This window comes from Streptomyces sp. NPDC093018, assembly GCF_040684035.1.
Lineage (GTDB): Bacteria > Actinomycetota > Actinomycetes > Streptomycetales > Streptomycetaceae > Streptomyces > Streptomyces murinus.
The window spans coordinates 342,004-358,914 of the sequence record NZ_JBFBFF010000007.1; the positions used below are offsets into that span (position 1 = coordinate 342,004).

At 70.7% G+C, this 16,911-nt stretch carries 13 protein-coding genes; all 13 read right to left on the reverse strand.

The annotated features are described in order from the left end of the window. Positions 1-202 precede the first annotated feature (202 nt). A complete protein-coding gene (gene asnB / locus AB0N90_RS19155; RefSeq protein WP_365198016.1) occupies positions 203-2,032 on the reverse strand; it encodes an asparagine synthase (glutamine-hydrolyzing) in 1,830 nt (609 codons plus the stop codon). A 210-nt stretch (positions 2,033-2,242) separates the two neighbouring features. Then, positions 2,243-2,425, reverse strand: a complete 183-nt coding sequence (locus AB0N90_RS19160; RefSeq protein WP_365198017.1) for a rubredoxin — start codon at positions 2,423-2,425, stop codon at positions 2,243-2,245. After that, on the reverse strand, positions 2,422-3,339 hold the full coding sequence (locus AB0N90_RS19165) for an alpha/beta fold hydrolase (RefSeq protein ID WP_365198019.1): 918 nt from the start codon (positions 3,337-3,339) through the stop codon (positions 2,422-2,424). The genes AB0N90_RS19160 and AB0N90_RS19165 overlap by 4 nt, the downstream gene beginning before the upstream one ends. Next, on the reverse strand, positions 3,336-4,439 hold the full coding sequence (locus AB0N90_RS19170) for a fatty acid desaturase (RefSeq protein ID WP_365198021.1): 1,104 nt from the start codon (positions 4,437-4,439) through the stop codon (positions 3,336-3,338). The genes AB0N90_RS19165 and AB0N90_RS19170 overlap by 4 nt, the downstream gene beginning before the upstream one ends. A gap of 22 nt (positions 4,440-4,461) precedes the next feature. Next, entirely contained in the window at positions 4,462-4,743 is a 282-nt protein-coding gene (locus AB0N90_RS19175) for an acyl carrier protein (protein ID WP_085563742.1), read from the reverse strand. Positions 4,744-4,885: 142 nt separating this feature from the next. Next, complete coding sequence (locus AB0N90_RS19180) at positions 4,886-5,827, reverse strand: acyl-CoA desaturase (RefSeq protein ID WP_365198024.1); 942 nt, start codon at positions 5,825-5,827, stop codon at positions 4,886-4,888. A gap of 2 nt (positions 5,828-5,829) precedes the next feature. Continuing rightward, entirely contained in the window at positions 5,830-6,918 is a 1,089-nt protein-coding gene (locus AB0N90_RS19185; RefSeq protein ID WP_365198025.1) for an acyl-CoA desaturase, read from the reverse strand. Continuing rightward, entirely contained in the window at positions 6,915-8,762 is a 1,848-nt protein-coding gene (locus AB0N90_RS19190; protein ID WP_365198027.1) for a fatty acyl-AMP ligase, read from the reverse strand. Before AB0N90_RS19190 ends, AB0N90_RS19185 begins: the two co-directional genes overlap by 4 nt. A gap of 391 nt (positions 8,763-9,153) precedes the next feature. Then, the gene (locus AB0N90_RS19195) at positions 9,154-9,900 is read right to left on the reverse strand and encodes a thioesterase family protein (protein ID WP_365198029.1); all 747 of its coding nucleotides are present in this window, start codon (positions 9,898-9,900) and stop codon (positions 9,154-9,156) included. 194 nt (positions 9,901-10,094) lie between these two features. Further along, positions 10,095-10,985 carry an alpha/beta hydrolase gene (locus AB0N90_RS19200; protein ID WP_365198031.1) on the reverse strand — a complete coding sequence of 297 codons (891 nt, stop codon included), beginning with the start codon at positions 10,983-10,985 and terminating at the stop codon, positions 10,095-10,097. Between the two features lie 278 nt (positions 10,986-11,263). Further along, positions 11,264-12,496 (reverse strand): cytochrome P450, encoded by a 1,233-nt coding sequence (locus tag AB0N90_RS19205; protein ID WP_365198034.1) that lies wholly within the window; start codon positions 12,494-12,496, stop codon positions 11,264-11,266. A gap of 878 nt (positions 12,497-13,374) precedes the next feature. Then, on the reverse strand, positions 13,375-14,844 hold the full coding sequence (locus AB0N90_RS19210) for an MFS transporter (RefSeq protein ID WP_365198037.1): 1,470 nt from the start codon (positions 14,842-14,844) through the stop codon (positions 13,375-13,377). Positions 14,845-15,780: 936 nt separating this feature from the next. After that, the coding region (locus tag AB0N90_RS19215; RefSeq protein WP_365198038.1) for an NB-ARC domain-containing protein at positions 15,781-16,911 on the reverse strand (1,131 nt) is incomplete at its 5' end.

Sequence of the window (16,911 nt, forward strand, 5' to 3'; positions counted from 1 at the left end):
TGCCGCTGCCGCTGAGGCAGGCCCAGCTGTGCAGCCACATCAGCACCGGCGCCGGATCGGTGCCGGTGTCCGGGACTGTCACGGTGACAGTCAGGCAATCGTCCGAGGCACCCGTCTCTACTTCTCGCCATCGCCATCGCCGGCTTTGGATGCCGACTGTGGTCTCCAGGAGGAGCGGGCCGGAGCCCGCTCCTCGCCGGGGTCAGACCTTGACCGTCGGCCGGTGGATGTCGAACCACGCTCCCAGATCGAGGGCCCGTTCCAGCAGCATCCGTTGCTGCTGGTTCAGGTCGGCGGCGGGGCGGCGGGTGGCCTCGATGAGACGTTCGCGGTTGACCAGGTCCGTGGCCGTGTGCCCGGTTCGCAGCAGGTCGGCTCCCTGGGACTGGATGGCCTTGACGTAGGCGGGATCGAACGTGCCCGGGTATCCGCTCTTCTTGCGGTTGGCGACCGACGCGGGCAGGACGTCCCGGGTGGCGGCGCGCAGCAGGCTCTTCTCGCGGCCGTCGAAGGTCTTCAGGGACCAGGGGGTGTTGAAGACGTACTGAACGAGACGGTGGTCGCAGAAGGGGACACGGACCTCCAGGCCGACAGCCATGCTCATCCGGTCCTTGCGGTCCAGGAGGGTCTGCACCATGCGGGTCAGATGGAGGTAACTGACGACCCGCATACGCTGGTCCAGGCCGGTCTCACCGTCCAGAGCGGGGGCCTCCGCGACGGCCGTGCGGTAACTCTCGGCGAGGTAGTCACCGAGGCCCAGCACGGGTTTGAGGTCTTCGCTGATCTGGCCGCTCGATTCGACCAGCGAGTGCGGGCCCGCCAGCCAGGGGAAGGTCTCGGCGTACCGCCGTTCGTCGTGGAACCACGGATAACCGCCGAACACCTCGTCCGCCGACTCGCCGGACAGCGCCACGGTGGAATGCCGACGGATCGCGGCGAAGAGCAGGTAGAGGGAGTTGTCGCGGTCGCCGATGCCGCTCGGCAGGTCGCGTGCGCCGACAGCCGCGCGACGGACCTCCGGGGCGGCCAAGGCCGCCCCGTCCAGGACGATGTCCTGGTGGTCGCAGCCCACGTGTTCGGCGACGGCGTGGACGTAGGGGGTGTCCTGGGTGGGCGAGACGTCGATGGCTTGGAAATGCTTGTCCTGGTCAGGGAAGTCGACGGCGAAGCTGCGCACCGTCTCACCCTGGGGGGCGAGGTGGATCTGCGACAGGGAGGTGAGCGCCGAGGAGTCGAGGCCACCGGAAAGCAGCGTGCAGCGAGGCACGTCGGCGACGAGCTGGCGCCCGACGATGTCGTCGAGCAACTCACGTACGTGCGCGACCGTCTCGTCCTTGCTGTCGGTGTGCGGTTCGGAACGCAGTCGCCAGTAGATGTGGTGGCGCATACCCCCGCGGTCGAGAACGATGATCTCCCCGGGACGGACCTCGCGCATGCCCTCCCACACCGCGGCGCCGGGAGTCTTGGCGCCGGCGAAGAGCTCACGCAGTCCGTCGGGGCCGACGACGGGGGCGACGGTGGGGTTGGCCAGGACGGCCTTGGGTTCCGAGCCGAAGACGACGCCGTCCTCGGTCTCGTAGTAATAGAACGGCTTGATGCCCATACGGTCGCGGATCATCACCAGGCGCTCGGTGCGGGCGTCCCAGATGGCGAAGGCGTACATGCCATTGAGGTGTTCCACGAGCTTCTCGCCCCACACGAGGTAGCCGCGCAGTACCACCTCGGTGTCCGAGTCGGTGTCAAACTGCTGTCCGGCCCGGCGTAGTTCCGAGCGTAGCTCGGTGAAGTTGTACGCCTCGCCGGAGTAGACCATGATGACTGATCCCCCGGGAGTCTCCACGGTCATCGGCTGAGCACCGCCCGGCAGGTCGATCACGGCGAGCCGCCGGTGTCCCAGGGCGACGTGAGGTGCCACCCACACGCCTGCGGCGTCAGGGCCACGGCACGACATGGTCTGTGTCATGGCGTCGATGTCGCTGCGGTGCTGCGTCAGGTCACGCCGGTAGGAGACCCAGCCGGTGATTCCACACATGCGAACCTCGATCCAGTAGAAGAAGGTTGCCCAGGGTGATTACTGCCCTGTACATGCAGTTGACCCACGCAGAATCGAGGCTCGCCGGTGTGGTGTTTCTGACAGGTAAATTAGTGTTAACGACGGGTTTCGTGCGGAGCGAAACCTTTGAGCCAATAGCCAGGTGTCAGTGGGTGGTTGGTTTGTTGTGGTGTGGGGTGTGTGGGTGTTTCAGAGTTGTTCCATGGTGAAGTCTTCTTTGGTGGCGCCGCAGGTGGGGCATTGCCAGGTGGTGGGGATGTTTTCCCAGGGGGTGCCGGGTGGGATGCCTTCGTCGGGGAGGCCGAGGGTTTCGTAGTAGACCCAGCCGCATAGGAGGCACATCCAGGTTCGTGTTCCGGGGGTGTTGTTCATGGGGTTCCTTCGTGGTGCGGGTGCGGGCCGCTGGGGGTGGCCAGGTGTGGGGTGGTGGGGGTGGCCAGGTGTGGGGTGGTGAGGTGTTGGGTGGTGTGGTGGGTGAGGTGGGTGGTGGTGGTGGGGTGTATGAGGATGCCTGTGTGTCCGCCGTGGGTGTCGGTGAGGTGGGCGTTGTTCAGGCCGGCCGTGACGGTGCGGGCGTCGGTGTAGGGGACGAGGGGGTCGTGGGGGTCGTGGAGGACCAGTGTCGGGATGTCGAGTGCGGCTGCGCGGGTGGTGAGGTCCCAGTGGCTGACGGGTACTCCGTTGCGGCGGTGCAGTTCCCCGTAGATGCCTTCCAGGAGTGGTGGGGTGAGGTGGAGTCCGGCTCCGTCCCAGCGTTCGAGTACGTTGCTGAGGCTGGCGGGTGGTGCGATGAGGACGGCGCATTCGGGTGTGCGGCCGGTGTGTTCCGCGATGGCGGTGATGGCGGCGATGGATCCGAGTGAGTGGGCTACGACGACTTTTACGTCGCCCAGGGTGTCCAGGACTGCGCCGATGGCCTGCGTGTACTGGGTCATGGTGGCCTGGTTGCCTGTGCGGGCGCCGTGTGCGGGTGCGTCGAAGGCGGCGACGCGTAGGCCTTGGTTGCGTAGTGGGGGGACGAGGGAGTGCATGCTGCTGCTGTTGGCGGCCCAGCCGTGGACGAGGAGGGCGCTGCCGTGGCCGTTTTCGTTCCAGAGGAAGCCGTCGGTGACGTCTTTGTTGCCGTGGACGGTGAACGGGGTCGCGCCGAGGGGGAGGGTGTTGTCGGGGTGCAGGCCGTAGGTGCGGGTGCTGCTGAAGATGCTGGTGGCCCAGCGTGCGGCCGCCCCGGGCGCGAGGGCGCTCAGGGCGGTGTGCGCGTGTCGGCGCAGTCGTGGGCTGGTCACTGGGCGCCCTCGACGGGGGCGGTGGGGGTGGGGGTGGGTTGGATTTTGTTGTGGGCGAGGTCGGCGTAGAAGCCGGTTTCGGTGTCGTAGAAGTGGAGGTGGCGGACGATGTCCCACATCTGGTGGAAGGAGAAGCGCCGTTCGCGGACCATGCCGGGGTAGCGGGCTTTGAGTGTGGCCTGGGCTTTGGGCAGGTTGTAGTAGGGGATGACGGGGGCGACGTGGTGGGCGGTGTGGATGGAGATGTTGTGGGTGAGGAAGAGGAGCCAGCGGGGGTAGACGTAGTCGGTGGTGACGAGGAGGCGGCTGGCGTTGCGGGTCCAGTGTTCGGCGGTGAGGTAGGGGATGTCGCTGGCGCTGTGGTGCATGAGGGTGGTGGCGCTGAACCAGGCGTGGGTGGCGATCCAGGGGGCGACGAGGTAGATCAGCAGTCCGGTGAACCCGGTGAAGTACACCAGCACGGCCGCGTAGGGCAGGGCCACCGCGGCGACGAACAGCATCGAGCGCCGCACCTCGCGCCGCTGGCCCGCCTTCGGGAAGAACCCCGGACGCAGCGCCGACTCGGCCCAGTAGTTGATGGTGCCGCCCCAGAACGCCCACGTACGCGTGGAGACGTAGACGGTTTTGTCCCACAGGGACATGCGCTGGAACATGCCGGCGGGTACGGGGCGCCAGTCGGTGTCGAACTCCAGATGGTTGGTGCTGGAGTGGTGCATGTTGTGGACGTGCCGCCAGGCGTGGAAGGGGTAGAGCAGCGGCAGCAGGGAGATGTGCCCGATCGCGTGGTTGAACCTGCGTGAACGCGAGAACGAGCCGTGTCCGCAGTCGTGGGCGATGCAGTGCAGCCCCCAGCCGCCGAGTCCGGCCACGATCCACAGCGGGATCCACAGCAGCGGGCTCGGCGCGTACGCCACGCCCACGATCGCGCCCGCGTACAGCAGCCAGCTGACGGCGAATCCGGTCAGTCCGCGGCCGACGCGGGGTTCGAAGTATTCCTTGGGTATGGCGCCGGCCAGGCGTTCGCCTTCGAGTTGTTCGGCCTGGCGCATAAAGGCCCGGAAGTTCTCCTCCGGTGCCGAAGGGAAGTCGAATGCCCCCATGGTGGTCGGTGTCCTTTCGGCGTCAGAGCTTGAGTTCGGCGGTGAGGTGGGCGGTGAGTGCGTCGATGGACTGGTATTCGTACAGGAGGCCGGGGGAGAGGCGGCGTTCGATGACTTTCTCCAGGGCGCCGGAGACCTGGACGGCCACGCGGGAGTCGAGGCCGTAGGCCTCGAAGGTCTTGGCGGTGTCGATGTCCTCGCGGGGTATCTCGACGTGGACGACCAGGTAGTCCACCAGCCACTGGCGCAGGGCCTGCTCGGTGAGGGGCCCCTGGGGACGCTGGACCTTCTTGCGGTTGAACATGGTGTGCCTTTCCTCGTCGTACTGCCTCGTACTGGCCTTGTGCCGGGTGGGGCCTTGTATCGCCTGTGCCGGGTGGTGCGTTGTGCTTGCGGTGTCGTGTGCAGGTGGTGCGGGTGGTGGGGGTGTGTGGCCCGGTGGGGTGTCAGGTGGTGGTTTTGGCTTCTTGCCTGCGCTGGGTGATGGTGGTTTTGTCGGGTTCGCGGAGGTTCCATACGATGCGGAGGCGGCCGAGGGCCATGAGGAGCCAGCCGCTGAGGTCGGGTTCCCACCAGGTGACGCCGTGGCGGTAGGAGCCGGGGAAGGCGTGGTGGTTGTTCTGGAGTCCTTCGCCGAAGGTGAACAGGGCGACGGGCCAGTTGTTGGCGCTGTGGTCGTCGTTGTTGAAGGGCCGCCCACCGAAGGCGTGGCAGACCGAGCCGACGCACCAGGCCGCCTGGTTGGCGACGAAGATCCGCGCCAGACCGCCGAAGACGAGACCGCCGAGCAGCGCCATCGGGGTCCGTACGACCGCGAAGTCGATCACGGCCGGCAGCACCAGGCCCAGCAGCACCCATTGGGGGTAGGTGCGGTTGAAGTACATCAGGCGCCGGCTGCGCAGGACGTCGGGTCCGAACACGGTGACTTTGCTGGCTTCGGGGCTGAGCATCCAGGGCATGTGGGCGTACCACAGGCCGCGTATGCGGGCTTTGAGGGCCCAGCCGTGGAGGTTGGGGGAGTGGGGGTCGCCTTCCTGGTCGCTGAAGCGGTGGTGGCGGCGGTGGGTGATGACCCAGAACATGAGGGGGCCCTGGGCGCCCATGGATCCGGTGATCATCATGACGGCTTCGAAGACGGGTGAGGTCTTGAAGGCTTTGTGGGCGAGGTAGCGGTGGAATCCCACGGTGATGCCGAACATGTGGACGAAGTACATGGCGGCGAAGAGCCACAGGTCGGTCGCGGTGTAGTGGCCGCTCCACAGCAGGTATGCGGCGGCCGCGGTTCCGATCAGCGGCAGGGTCATGGTGGTCAGGGCGGAGAACCGTTTGATCCGCAGGCTGACGGGATCGAGCCTGACGACGGCGTTCGCGGCCGCGGTCGCGGACATCGTCAACTCCCTTCCTCTCGGTGCGAGATGTGCTCCGGGGCGCGCACCGTGTGATCCGGTGCGGGCACGGACTGCTCCGGTGTGCGCGTGGTGGGGTCCGGTGCGGGTGCGTGCGGGTCGGGTGGGTTGTCTGGTGGGTGTGGGGTTCGGTGTCTGGTGGTGGTGTGGTGGCGCATGCGTTCGGGGTAGCGGGCGTCGTGGACGAGTCCGATGGCGTCGAGGGCTCGGATGACGGCTCCGGTGGGGTCGATCTGGAGGAGGTTGTGGCGGTTGTGGGCGAGGGAGGGGCGGGCGTGGTGGTTGTTGTGCCAGGAGCCGCCGACCGAGATCGCCGCGAGGGGTGCGACGTTGCGGCTGGTGTCACGGGTGGGGTAGGGGCGGTGGCCGATGGTGTGGCCGATGGAGTTGACGGCCCAGGTGACGTGGTCGAGGAGGAAGATGCGGGCCAGTCCGCCCCACAGCAGTCCGCCCACCGCGCCGCGTGCTGTCCCTCCGGACAGCAGCCACCCGGCGAGTGCGGGCAGGGCGAGGCCGGCCAGTACCCAGGCGAAGTAGTACTGGTTGAGGCGCATGACGAGGCGGTCGCGGACCATGTCGGGGGCGCGGCGGGCCCAGTCCTGGCGTTGGACGGTGAAGAGCCAGCCGACGTGTCCGTGCCAGAATCCGCGCAGTCGTCCCGCTGTGCCGGGCCCGAGCGGGCGGGGGGAGTGGGGGTCGCCGTCGCGGTCGGTGAAGGCGTGGTGCTGGCGGTGGATGGCGACCCAGAACACGACGGGGCCTTGTGCGGCCATGCTTCCGGCGATGCCCCACAGGGTGGTGACGACGGGGCCGGCGGTGAAGGAGCGGTGGGAGAAGAAGCGGTGGAAGCCGCCCTCCACGCCCAGTGAGGTGATCGCGTACATCACGGCCAGCAGCAGGGCGTCGGTCCAGGTGAAGCCGTAGTGTGCGGCGAAGACGATCGCGGCGGCGGTGCCGAGGGTGGGGACGCCGACGGTGACCCAGGCGAGTCTGCGGGCTTGCCGGTCGATCTGGGCGGGGGCCGCGGTGGTGCGGGGCGGTGCCTGGCCGGCCCCGGTGCGGGCGCTGCTCATGACACCCCCGCCGGGGCTGCGGCCGTCGCGGTGTCTGCGGGTGCGGGGAAGGTTTTGAGGGTGCCGTCGAGGTAGGCCTTGCGGGTGTCGCGGCGGCGGACTTTGCCGCTGGTGGTCATCAGGACGCATCCGGGGGGTCCGATGTGGATGCGGCCGGGGCGTACGCCGTGGTCCTCGGTGACCGCGGCGGTGACCCGTTCCAGAATCTCTTTCTCCTGGGCGGCGAATTCTTTGGCGGTGCCGCGGAATTCGGCGACGAGGACGACTTCTTCCTCGTCGCGTATGGCGTTGGGCAGGGCGAACGCGGCGATGCGGCGCAGGTCGTGGTGGGCGCGCAGGACGGAGTGTTCGATGTCCTGGGGGTGGAGGTTGCGGCCGCTGATGACGATGAGGTCCTTGAGGCGTCCGGTGACGAAGAGTTCCCCGTCGAGGAGGAAGCCGAGGTCTCCGGTGCGCAGGTAGGTGCGGCTGTCGTCGGCGGCATGGGCGGGGCGGGCGCCGAAGGTGCGGGCGGTCAGTTCGGGGCGTCCGAGGTAGCCGGCGGCGACGCTGGTGCCGTGGACCCAGATCTCGCCGGTCTCGCCGTCGGTGAGGGGGGTGAGGGTGTGGGGGTCGACGATGAGGACCTCGTGGCCGTCGGCGACGATTCCGCAGCTGACGACCTTCACCGTGCCGGCGTCCACCGCACCCTCGCCGCCACCGTCGCTGTTGTCGGTGCGACGGGCGTGGCCTTGTTCGAGGGCGTTCTTGTCGAGTTGTTCGGTGCGGATGGTGTCGGCGGCTTCGGGTTTGCCGGAGACGAAGAGGGTGGCTTCGGCGAGTCCGTAGCAGGGGATGAGGCTGCCCGCGTCGAAGCCGACGGGGGCGAAGCGTTCCTCGAAGCGTTCCATGGTGTTGCCGGAGACGGGTTCGCTGCCGCAGAACACCTGGCGCAGGCGGCTGAGGTCGAGGGTGGTGAGTTCTTCGTCGGTGATGTTCTGGGCGCACAGGTCGAACGCGAAGTTCGGGCCGACGGAGATGGTGACCTTGTGGTCGGTGATGGCTTTGAGCCAGCGGTAGGGGTCCTGCACGAAGTGGATGGGGGAGAGCATGACCAGGGGCCAGCCGCCGTGCAGGGCGAGCATGATGGTGCCCATCAGGCCCATGTCGTGGTAGGGGGGCAGCCAGGAGCAGCCGACGCGGTCCTCCTCGTAGCCCATGTGGGTGTCCAGGACCCGGCAGTTGCTGAGCAGGTTCTCGTGGGTCAGGACGATGCCCTTGGGGTCGCCGGTCGATCCCGAGCTGTACTGGATCAGCGCCGGCTCCACCACCCGCAGCGGTATCTCGCCGTTGCCCGAGGGCTGGTAGAAGTCCGGTTCGGGGAAGATCCACTGGGGGTGTCCGGTCGTGGGGGTGAGCTGCTGGTGGAACTGCTCGACCTGTCCGGCGAAGCGGGGGTCGGTCAGGACGGCGCGTGGGTTGCAGTCGTCGAGGACGGACAGGAAGCGGGCGGTGGCGCGTCGTCCGAACGGCGGGAAGCAGGGTACGGCGGTGCAGCCGGCCTGCATGATGCCGAAGAGTCCGGCGACGTAGTCGAGTCCGGGGTCCAGGGCGAGGACGACGTGGCCCTGGGTGAGGCCGCGTTCGCTGAGGTGGGCGGCGACCGCGCCGGCGCGGTCGGCGAGTTCGCGGTAGGTCCAGTCGATCGGGTGGTCGCCGGTCCCGTCGGGCAGGAAGCGGAACGCGAGCCGGTCGGGTGTCCGGGTCGCGCGGTGTTCGAGGACGTGGACCAGCGAGGTGTGGTCGGACGGTGGCAGCGGACTCACAGGAATACGGCCTTCCGGGTCGGTCTGCGTGTGGGACACGTGCGTGATCTGCGGGCGAAACCCCAACCCCAACCCCCAACCCCCAAGCCCCCCCAGCCCCTGAGTCTCCAGGCCCTGAGCCCGAGGCCCCGAGCCTTCGAGACCGTGAGCCCCGAGACCGTGAGGCCCGGGGCCGCGGGGCCCGAGACCGCGGGGCCCGAGGTCCCGAGGCCGTGAGGCCCGAGGTTGTGAGGCCGTGAGGCCGGGGGAACGCGAGGGCTCCCGGGTGCACGGCCCGTGGCGCGCGGGTCCGCGGTAGGGGGCTCTGACGCCGGGGGCCGTGACGTGTGGGCCCGTGACGGGGCTCGTGACGCCGGTGCCCGTGGCGTGTGGCGTGTGGGTGTGGGGGCCCGTGGTGCCTGGGTGCGGGTGGGGGTGGGGGTGGGGGGTGTCAGATGGTGCGGGCGACCCGGAGTTGCTGGGCGCTGCCCAGGTGGGTGCCGTCGGTTGTCCAGGCGTCGATCTGTTCGTCGATCCAGCCGTCGGGTCCGGCGGTGCGGGTGGTGGCCCGCAGCAGGATCCAGGGGGAGGCGGCGGTGGCCAGTCCCGGGGCGGGGCGTACGGTCAGTTCGACGGTGGGTACGACGGCGAGGGTGGACAGGATCGCTGCGTAGGAGGGGGCGAGGGCGTCCATCAGCAGGACGAGGCGCAGCAGGTCGGGGGCTTCGTCGTCCTCGGTCAGCCGTACCCAGGCGAGGAGTTCGGGGTGCGGGCCGCCGGCGTAGGGGCGGGCGGTGCCGACGGGGCGGATCTCCATGCTGGTGGCGATGGGTACGAACTCCGCGGGGATGGCGAACACTTCGCACTCGGCGGGGCCCGGTGCGGTGGGGGCCTGGGGGGTGAGGGGCTGCCAGGTGTCCTCGCCGCGGCGGGCGAACACCGCGCTCGCCTCGATCGCGGTGCCCTTCTCGTTCTGTGCCCGGGCGCGGACCACGCTCAGGGTGCGTCCGGCCCGTACCAGGGCGCTGTCCACGGTGAAGCCGGGGTCGACGGGCCGGTCGAACCGGCCGGTGACGCTCTGCAGTTCGAGTCCGGGGGCGTGTTCGCGCATCGCGGAGGTGAGCAGGGCGAGGGCGAGGCCGCCGTGGAATCCGCCGAAGCCGCGCAGGTGTGCGTCCGCCTGCAGCCACCCGTTCACCGGTTTTCTCAGGAGGGCTCCCGGTGTCGCCCCGTCAGTGTTCAGCATGCGAAGACAGCGTCCCGTCCGAGTGTGTGGAAAAAGAGGGGGGGGGGTGCCGCACGGCCGCCCGCCGTCTGCCGAAGGGGGCGGGGGTGGTGCGGGGGCCGGGGCCGGGCGGGCTGTACAGGAGCCTGCCCGGGCCGGGGTGGGGGTCAGCCGAAGAAGGCGGTCAGTTCGGCCGCGACGGTCTCGGGCTGTTCCTCGACCATGTAGTTGCGGGTGTTCTTGACCTCGACGACGCGTACGTCGCTGCCGCAGGCGGGCAGGACGCGGTTCATGTAGTCGTAGAACCCGCCGTAGGCGAGGCCGAGGACGGGCACGGACAGGGTGCCGTAGCCGTGGAAGTCGTCGATGTCCTGCTGGTAGGCCTGGAACCAGCCCTGGCTGGCGCGGATCGCCTCCGGTGTGTCGTAGCGCTGTGCGTAGACCTCCCGGTCGGCGGGCAGGACGGCGTCGGGGTTGACCAGGCTCAGGCCGAGCATGTAGTCGACCATGAGGCGGTAGCGGCCGGCGAGTGCCTGCTCGGGGAAGCCGGGCACGATGTTGAAGGCGAGCCACCAGCGGTGCGGGGGCGTGTCCTCGGGCTTCGGCATCAGCCGGAAGTTCTGGTAGCTGTCGTCGATGTGCGTGGTGTTGATGATCGCGAGGCGGCGGGTGGCCGCTTCGTGGTTGGCGGCGTAGGCGAAGGCGACCATGGCGCCGATGCCGTGTCCGGCGATGTTGATCCGCTCGTGCCCGAGGTGCTCGGCCAGGGCGCGGATGTCGGCGGCCATGCTCTTCTTCTCGTAGCCGGTGCCGGGGCGGCTGGAGCCGCCCATGCCGCGGATGTCGACCGCGACGACCCGGAAGCGCTCGGCGAGGACGGGCATCACCTTGCGGTACTCCCACCAGGTCTCCGGCCAGCCCGGCAGCAGGAACAGCGGTTCGCCCTGCCCGCCGCTCACGTAGTGCAGCCGCACCCCGTTGACGTCGGCGTACTCGCTGGTGAAGCCGCCCTCGAGGGACGCGGCGAGTTCCTCGTCGGACGGTACGTTCGTGCCCATCAGTGTGCTCTCCCTCGTTGCTGTGGTGCGGGTGGCGCGGACGGTGCGGGCGGCGCGGGCCCCCCGGGGGCCCGCCCCCGAGAGGGGGTGCCCCCGGGGGAACCGCCGGAGGCCCGGGGAACCGCCGGAGGCCCGGGGAACCGCCGGAGGCCCGGGGAACTGCCGGGGGCCCGGGGAACCGCCTCGGGGACCCCTCAGGGGACGCTCCCTCGGGGACCGCCCCCGAGAACCGCCGGGGCTTCTGTGGCTTTTGGGGGCTTGTGGGGGTGGGGTGGTGGTCAGCCGGCGGTGACCGGGAGGCGGCCGTGGCCGCGCTGGACGATCTGGTCGCGGAACGTGGCCTCGCCGGTGAGCCGCAGTCCGGGCAGCCGGCGCAGCAGCAGCGGTACGGACGTCTCCGCGGACATCCGGGCCAGGGCCGCGCCCAGGCAGAAGTGGGCGCCGCCGCTGAAGGTGAGCGGGCTGTTGTCGCGGCGGGCGGGGTCGAAGACGTCCGGGTTCGTGAAGCGGCGCGGGTCGCGGTTGCCGGCGGCGATGAGCAGGGTCAGCGGCACGCCCCGGGCGACTTTGACGCCGAAGAAGTCCAGGTCGCGTGAGGCGACGCGGTTCAGGATCTGGGCGGCGGGCTCGAAGCGCAGGGTCTCGTCGGTGAAGCCGGCCGCGGACCCGGGTTCGGTGCGCAGCCGTTCGGCCTGGGCGGGGTGGGTGAGGGCGAGGCGGACCATGTTGCTGAGCAGGTCCTGGGGTGCCTCGGTCGCGGCGACCAGGAGCAGCATGAGGTTGGCGACCAGTTCGGTCTCGCTCAGTTCGCCGCCCGCGTCGCGGGCCGCGGTGAAGGAGCTGGTCAGGTCGGCGGCGGGGTGGGCGCGGCGGCGGGCGACCAGGTCGTGGAAGTAGACGGCGAGGCGTTCCATCGCCGCGTCCCCGGCGGTGAGCTGGCCCATGTCGCGGATCGGTTCCAGGGTCAGCGTGATGTCGCCGACGTCCGCGCGGAAGCCGTCGTGGTCCTCGTCGGGGATGCCGAGCAGTTCCCCGATGACGCCGGCGGCCATGGGGAAGGAGAACTCCGCGACCAGGTCGACGGCTTCCCCGCCGGCGGCGAGGCGGGCGACGCGTTCGACGGCATGCGCGGCCCGGCGCTCGACCAGGGGCCGCCAGGCCTTAACGCTGCGCGCGGAGAAGGCGCTGGAGAAGAACCGCCGGTAGCGCTCGTGGGCCGGGTCGTTGGCGAACAGCATGTTCTTCGTCAGCCAGGACCAGGAGGCGTGTTCGCGCCAGCCGGGCAGCCGCGCGTCCTGCACGGCGGCGTCGGTCGACAGCAGGTCCGCGTCGCGCAGTGCCCGCGCGCATTCGGCGTGGCCGGTGACGAAGAGGTGGGCTCCGCCCACGTCGACGACCGGTCCGTGGGCCCGCATCTGCTCGTACAGCGGGTAGGGGTCCTGTTTGCCCTCGAAGGACAGCAGACGGCCCATCACGTCGATCGGGTCCGCCAGGGTTTCGGTGGGACTCACTCTCACTCCGGGTATTCGACGGCAGCCGGGCATGCGGTGCGTGCGGTACGGGGGTGGTGTCCTTGCGGGCGGTACAGGGCGAGTTCGGTAATTACCGGTGGTGCGCGGTGCATCAGCGTGTCCGAGGCAGATGATCCGGCCGGACGCGTGGTTCGCGGTGCAATGGTGCAGAGCCCGAACTCAAGGGGCTCTCTGTACTCGTCGTACGCGGTCGAGTTGGAATGTCCAACTCGATTGTTCGAGCGACAATAACAATCTTCGTCGCCCCCGGGCAATCCCCGCGATCAGCGGATACGCAAGAGTTACGCGCCGGTAAGGTCGCGTCCGCCGGGAATGTGTATCGAGGGCATGAAACCGCTGTGCGGGGCCGTGAACACGCGGACGGAATACGGCGGTCCGCCTCCGCGGAAGCAAAGACACCGTTGTCAGTGATCCGTTCCGGCATTACCGGTGTGGCGTACGTCATGCCTCCGTGATGTCTCCATGTGTCGAACGGATGTGACGGCCGTGAATCCCCGTCCTCTCCATGCGCCGAACGCGCCGCGCAAAACCGGAATTCGGTGCCGCGGTTCCCGGAAATAACTGACGGCCGGTCAGATCTTCTGATCTGACCGGCCGTCGGAGCCGGGCCCCGCCCGGGTCCGGGTCCGGGGGCGGCGGGGTCCGGGCCCGGGGTGGGGTGGGGTCCGGGCCCGGGGTGGGGGTGGGGAGTCTGGGTCCCGGGCGGGGGAGTCCGGGTCCGGGATGGCGGGCCGCCGTCCCCCCCCCGCCGCCCCCCGCCGTCACCATCCCCTCGCTGTCACCACTCCCCAGCCGTCACCATCCCCCCTGTCCCCCCTGTTCTTGCGGGCGGCCGGGGGATGGTGGCGGCGTGCCGCTCACGCCCCGCCGGCGCCCTCGGGGGTCTGGGCGGCCTTCGCGGGCCGGGCGGGTCCGGCGGTGCGGGGGGTCTTGCCGACGCTGCCGACGAAGAGGCAGGCGACCGCGGCGGCCGCGGTGGCCGCCAGTGTCATCTCCCAGCCCCGGTCGAAGGAGTCCACCCGGTGGACGGCGCCGGAGCCCATGGTGGCCACCAGCAGCGAGATGCCGAGGACGGTGCCGGCCTGGCGGGCCATGGTGATGACACCGGAACCGGTGGAGAGGCTCTGCGGCGGCAGGCCGGAGACACCGGCGCTGATCAGCGTGGGCAGGGTCAGGCCGACGCCGATGCCGGTGAGCAGCATGCCGGGCAGCATCCCGCCCGCGTAGCCGGCGTCCGGCCCCAGCAGGACCAGCCACCAGGCGATGCCCGCGCCGAAGACGACGCACCCGGTGAAGGCGACCACGCTGGAGCCGAAGCGGTGGATGACCGGCCCGATGCTCATGGCCAGCGCGGGCGGCAGCAGGGTCCCGGGGAAGATCGCGAGCCCGGTCCGCACCGCCGACCAGTGCCACACGTCCTGGCACCACAGCACGGTCGACAGCAGCATCGCCGCGAAGGCCACGGCGAACAGCACGTTGGAGAACGAGGACGGGCTGAAACCGCGGAACCTGAACAGCGGCAGCGGCAGCACCGGCGAGGCATGGCGGGCTGAGCGCACCGTGAACCAGATGAGCCCCAGCACCCCGAGCACGAGGACGCCGAGGAACTTCTCCGATGCCCAGCCCCAGTCGTCGCCCCTGACCAGGCCGAGCGCGACCAGGGCGATGGACGCGGTCAGCACCGCGGCACCCAGCACGTCCGCCCGCGGCAGGTCCCGCGAGGCGACACGCGGCAGCACCCGCAGACCGCCCAGCAGCGCGGCCACCCCGATCGGCACGTTCACCAAAAACACCCAGTGCCAGCTCAGATCGGTCAGCAGCCCGCCCAGCACCGGACCCAGCGCACTGGCCACACCGCTGATCGCCGTCCACCCGCGCACCGACGCGAGCCGCTTCTCGGGCGGCGCGGTCGCCAGCAGCAGACCGAGCGAGGAGGGGATCAGCATCGCCGCGCCGACCGCCTGCAGCACCCGCGCCCCGACCAGGAACCAGATCCCCGGCGCCAGCGCGCACAGCACCGAGGAGAGCGTGAACAGCGCGATGCCCGACAGATAGGCGATCCGCGGATTGACCCGGTCCGCGAAATTGCCCGCCGGCACCAGCAGCGCCGCGAACACCACCGCGTACGCGTTCAGCACCCACGACAGGGACGCCAGCGACGTCCCCGAGAACTGGTGCCCGATATCCGGCAGCGCCACATTGACGATGAACACGTCCAGGTTGGCCATCGCCACCCCGGCGGCGATCACCGTGAAGACCACCCCGAGCCGCGGTCGTTCCTCTGCGGGACCGGGGGTATCGGCGGTCCGGCCGTCAGGGAGGCTCATGTTCGTCCCCTCTCAGTTTGGAATTCCAACTCACTTGCGCAGTGAAGCTAGCAACGAACGAACACACACGGCAACGCCCGCCGGCGTGCTGTGACGTGTGCCTCTTCCGGCACGTCAGACAGCCCCCGTAAGGACAATGACGTTCCGTCAGACAACAAAGGACACCATTTCGAACACACCGACACCCCCGGCTCCAGGAAGCGGCTCCCCGGAACGGGCACGGCCCCCGTCCGGCCACACCCCCCGCCCTCGACGGGCCACGGCCCCCTCGTCCGGCCACGGCACCCCGCCTCCCTCCGGCCACGGCACCTCCCCGTTCGGCCACGGCACCCCCGGCGGCCTCCCCGGCGGCTCGCGGCGCCCGCCGCCCTGCCGCGCCCGCCACCACGACCGCCCGGGGGGCGGGAAGCGGCGGCCCGGCAGGGCGGGGAGCGGCTGGCCCCAGAGGGCGCGGCAGTTGGGGGAGCGCGGTGGCGAGGGCGGACGCCAGGGGCCCGAGGGTGCTGGGGGTGACGGCTCGGGGGACGGCGGAGCGGCCGGCTTGGAGGAGTGGTGGAGCGGCCAGGCCCGAGGGAGCGCGTGGCGCTTCGGGGACGGGGAGCCGGAGAGTACGGGCGCGGGGGCCCCGGGGCGCGAGGGCGCGGGAACCCCGGGAGCGGGAGACCAGGGGGCCATGAGGGGAGAGGGGCGGCCGGTCCCGGGGACGCGGGGGCCGGGGAACGCGGCGGCCGGAAGGCCGAGGGCCCGAGGCCGGGGCCGGGGAGAGGCGTGGCTCGCCTGCCTCGGTGGCCGTCGACGCGTGACCCCGCCCCCGTCACCCCGCCCCCGTCACCCCGCCCCCGTCACCCCGCCCCCGGGCCCCTGCCTCCGTGACCGCCCCCGGGCCCCCGCTCATGCCCGGCCCGGCGGCGCCTCACGGCGCGGCCCGGCGGCGGTTTACGGTGCGGGCAGGGACAGCGCGAACAGCCGGGCGAGTACGTGCACCTGGTAGTGCGCGGGACCCATCGGTATCAGCAGCCCGGCATCGACCAGGTCCTCCAGCGCGTCCTCCGCCCGCTGCGGTCCGCAGCCGAGAAGTCCCGCCGCCGCGGACACGGACAGAAACGGGTCTGCCGAGACGCTCAACACCCGCAACGCCCGCGCCTGTTCGCCGTCCAGAGCGGTGTAGCAGTGCTCGAGGACGGGCCGTACGGCCAGATCGCCCGCCTCCAGCTCGGCCAGCCTGCCCGACTCGTCCGCGAGCCGCCCGGCCAGCATCGCGACGGTCCAGGCCGGCCGCGCGGCCAGTCGGCAGGCCGCCGCCCGCACCGCCAGCGGCAGGAAACCGCACGCCGCCACCACATACCGGGCCGCCGCACGCTCGGCCGCCACCCGCCGCTCACCCACGATGCGCGTGAACAGCGCGAGCGCCTCCCGGGGCGACATCGCGTCGAGTTCCACCAGCCGCGCACCGGCCAGGTCGAGCATCCGGCGCCGCGACGTCACCAGCACCCCGCACCCCGCGGAAGCGGGCAGCAGCCACCGCACCTGCGCGGCGTCACGCGCATGGTCCGCCACCACCAGCACCCGGCGCCCGTCCAGCACCGACCGGTACAGCGCCGACCGCTCCGCGAGCCCGTCCGGGACGTCACGCCCGGCGACCCCCAGCGCCCGCAGCGCCGTCCCGAGCGCGCCGGCCGGCTCCTTCTGCCGCAGATCGACGTAGAGCTGCCCGTCGGGGAAGAACCGCCGCACTGCCTGCCCGACCCGCACCGCCAGAGCCGACTTGCCCACCCCGCCGGTACCCCAGAGCGCCGCCACCGGCACATCCGTACGCCCCGCCGCGGACAGCAGGCCCACCAGCCGTGCCGTGACCTCCGTACGGCCGGTGAAGTCCGCCACGCACACCGGCAGTTGCGCCGGCCGCACCCGGACCTCGACGTGCTCCGCGGGTCGGGGCGCGGCGGGCTCGTGCAGCGCCGGATCCGCGCGCAGGATGCGCTGCTGGAGCTCGCGCAGCCCGGAGCGCGGGTCGACGCCCAGCTCCTCGGCGAGCAGCCGGCGGGTGTCGGCGTACACGGCCAGCGC

Excerpts from the sequence above, each read along its gene's own strand:
- AB0N90_RS19175 (WP_085563742.1), bottom strand. The coding sequence starts at position 4,743 with ATGTTCAACCGCAAGAAGGTCCAGCGTCCCCAGGGGCCCCTCACCGAG.
- AB0N90_RS19180 (WP_365198024.1), bottom strand. The coding sequence starts at position 5,827 with ATGTCCGCGACCGCGGCCGCGAACGCCGTCGTCAGGCTCGATCCCGTC.
- AB0N90_RS19210 (WP_365198037.1), bottom strand. The coding sequence starts at position 14,844 with ATGAGCCTCCCTGACGGCCGGACCGCCGATACCCCCGGTCCCGCAGAG.
- AB0N90_RS19170 (WP_365198021.1), bottom strand. The coding sequence starts at position 4,439 with ATGGGGGCATTCGACTTCCCTTCGGCACCGGAGGAGAACTTCCGGGCC.
- AB0N90_RS19160 (WP_365198017.1), bottom strand. The coding sequence starts at position 2,425 with ATGAACAACACCCCCGGAACACGAACCTGGATGTGCCTCCTATGCGGC.
- AB0N90_RS19200 (WP_365198031.1), bottom strand. The coding sequence starts at position 10,985 with ATGGGCACGAACGTACCGTCCGACGAGGAACTCGCCGCGTCCCTCGAG.
- AB0N90_RS19185 (WP_365198025.1), bottom strand. The coding sequence starts at position 6,918 with ATGAGCAGCGCCCGCACCGGGGCCGGCCAGGCACCGCCCCGCACCACC.
- asnB (WP_365198016.1), bottom strand. The coding sequence starts at position 2,032 with ATGTGTGGAATCACCGGCTGGGTCTCCTACCGGCGTGACCTGACGCAG.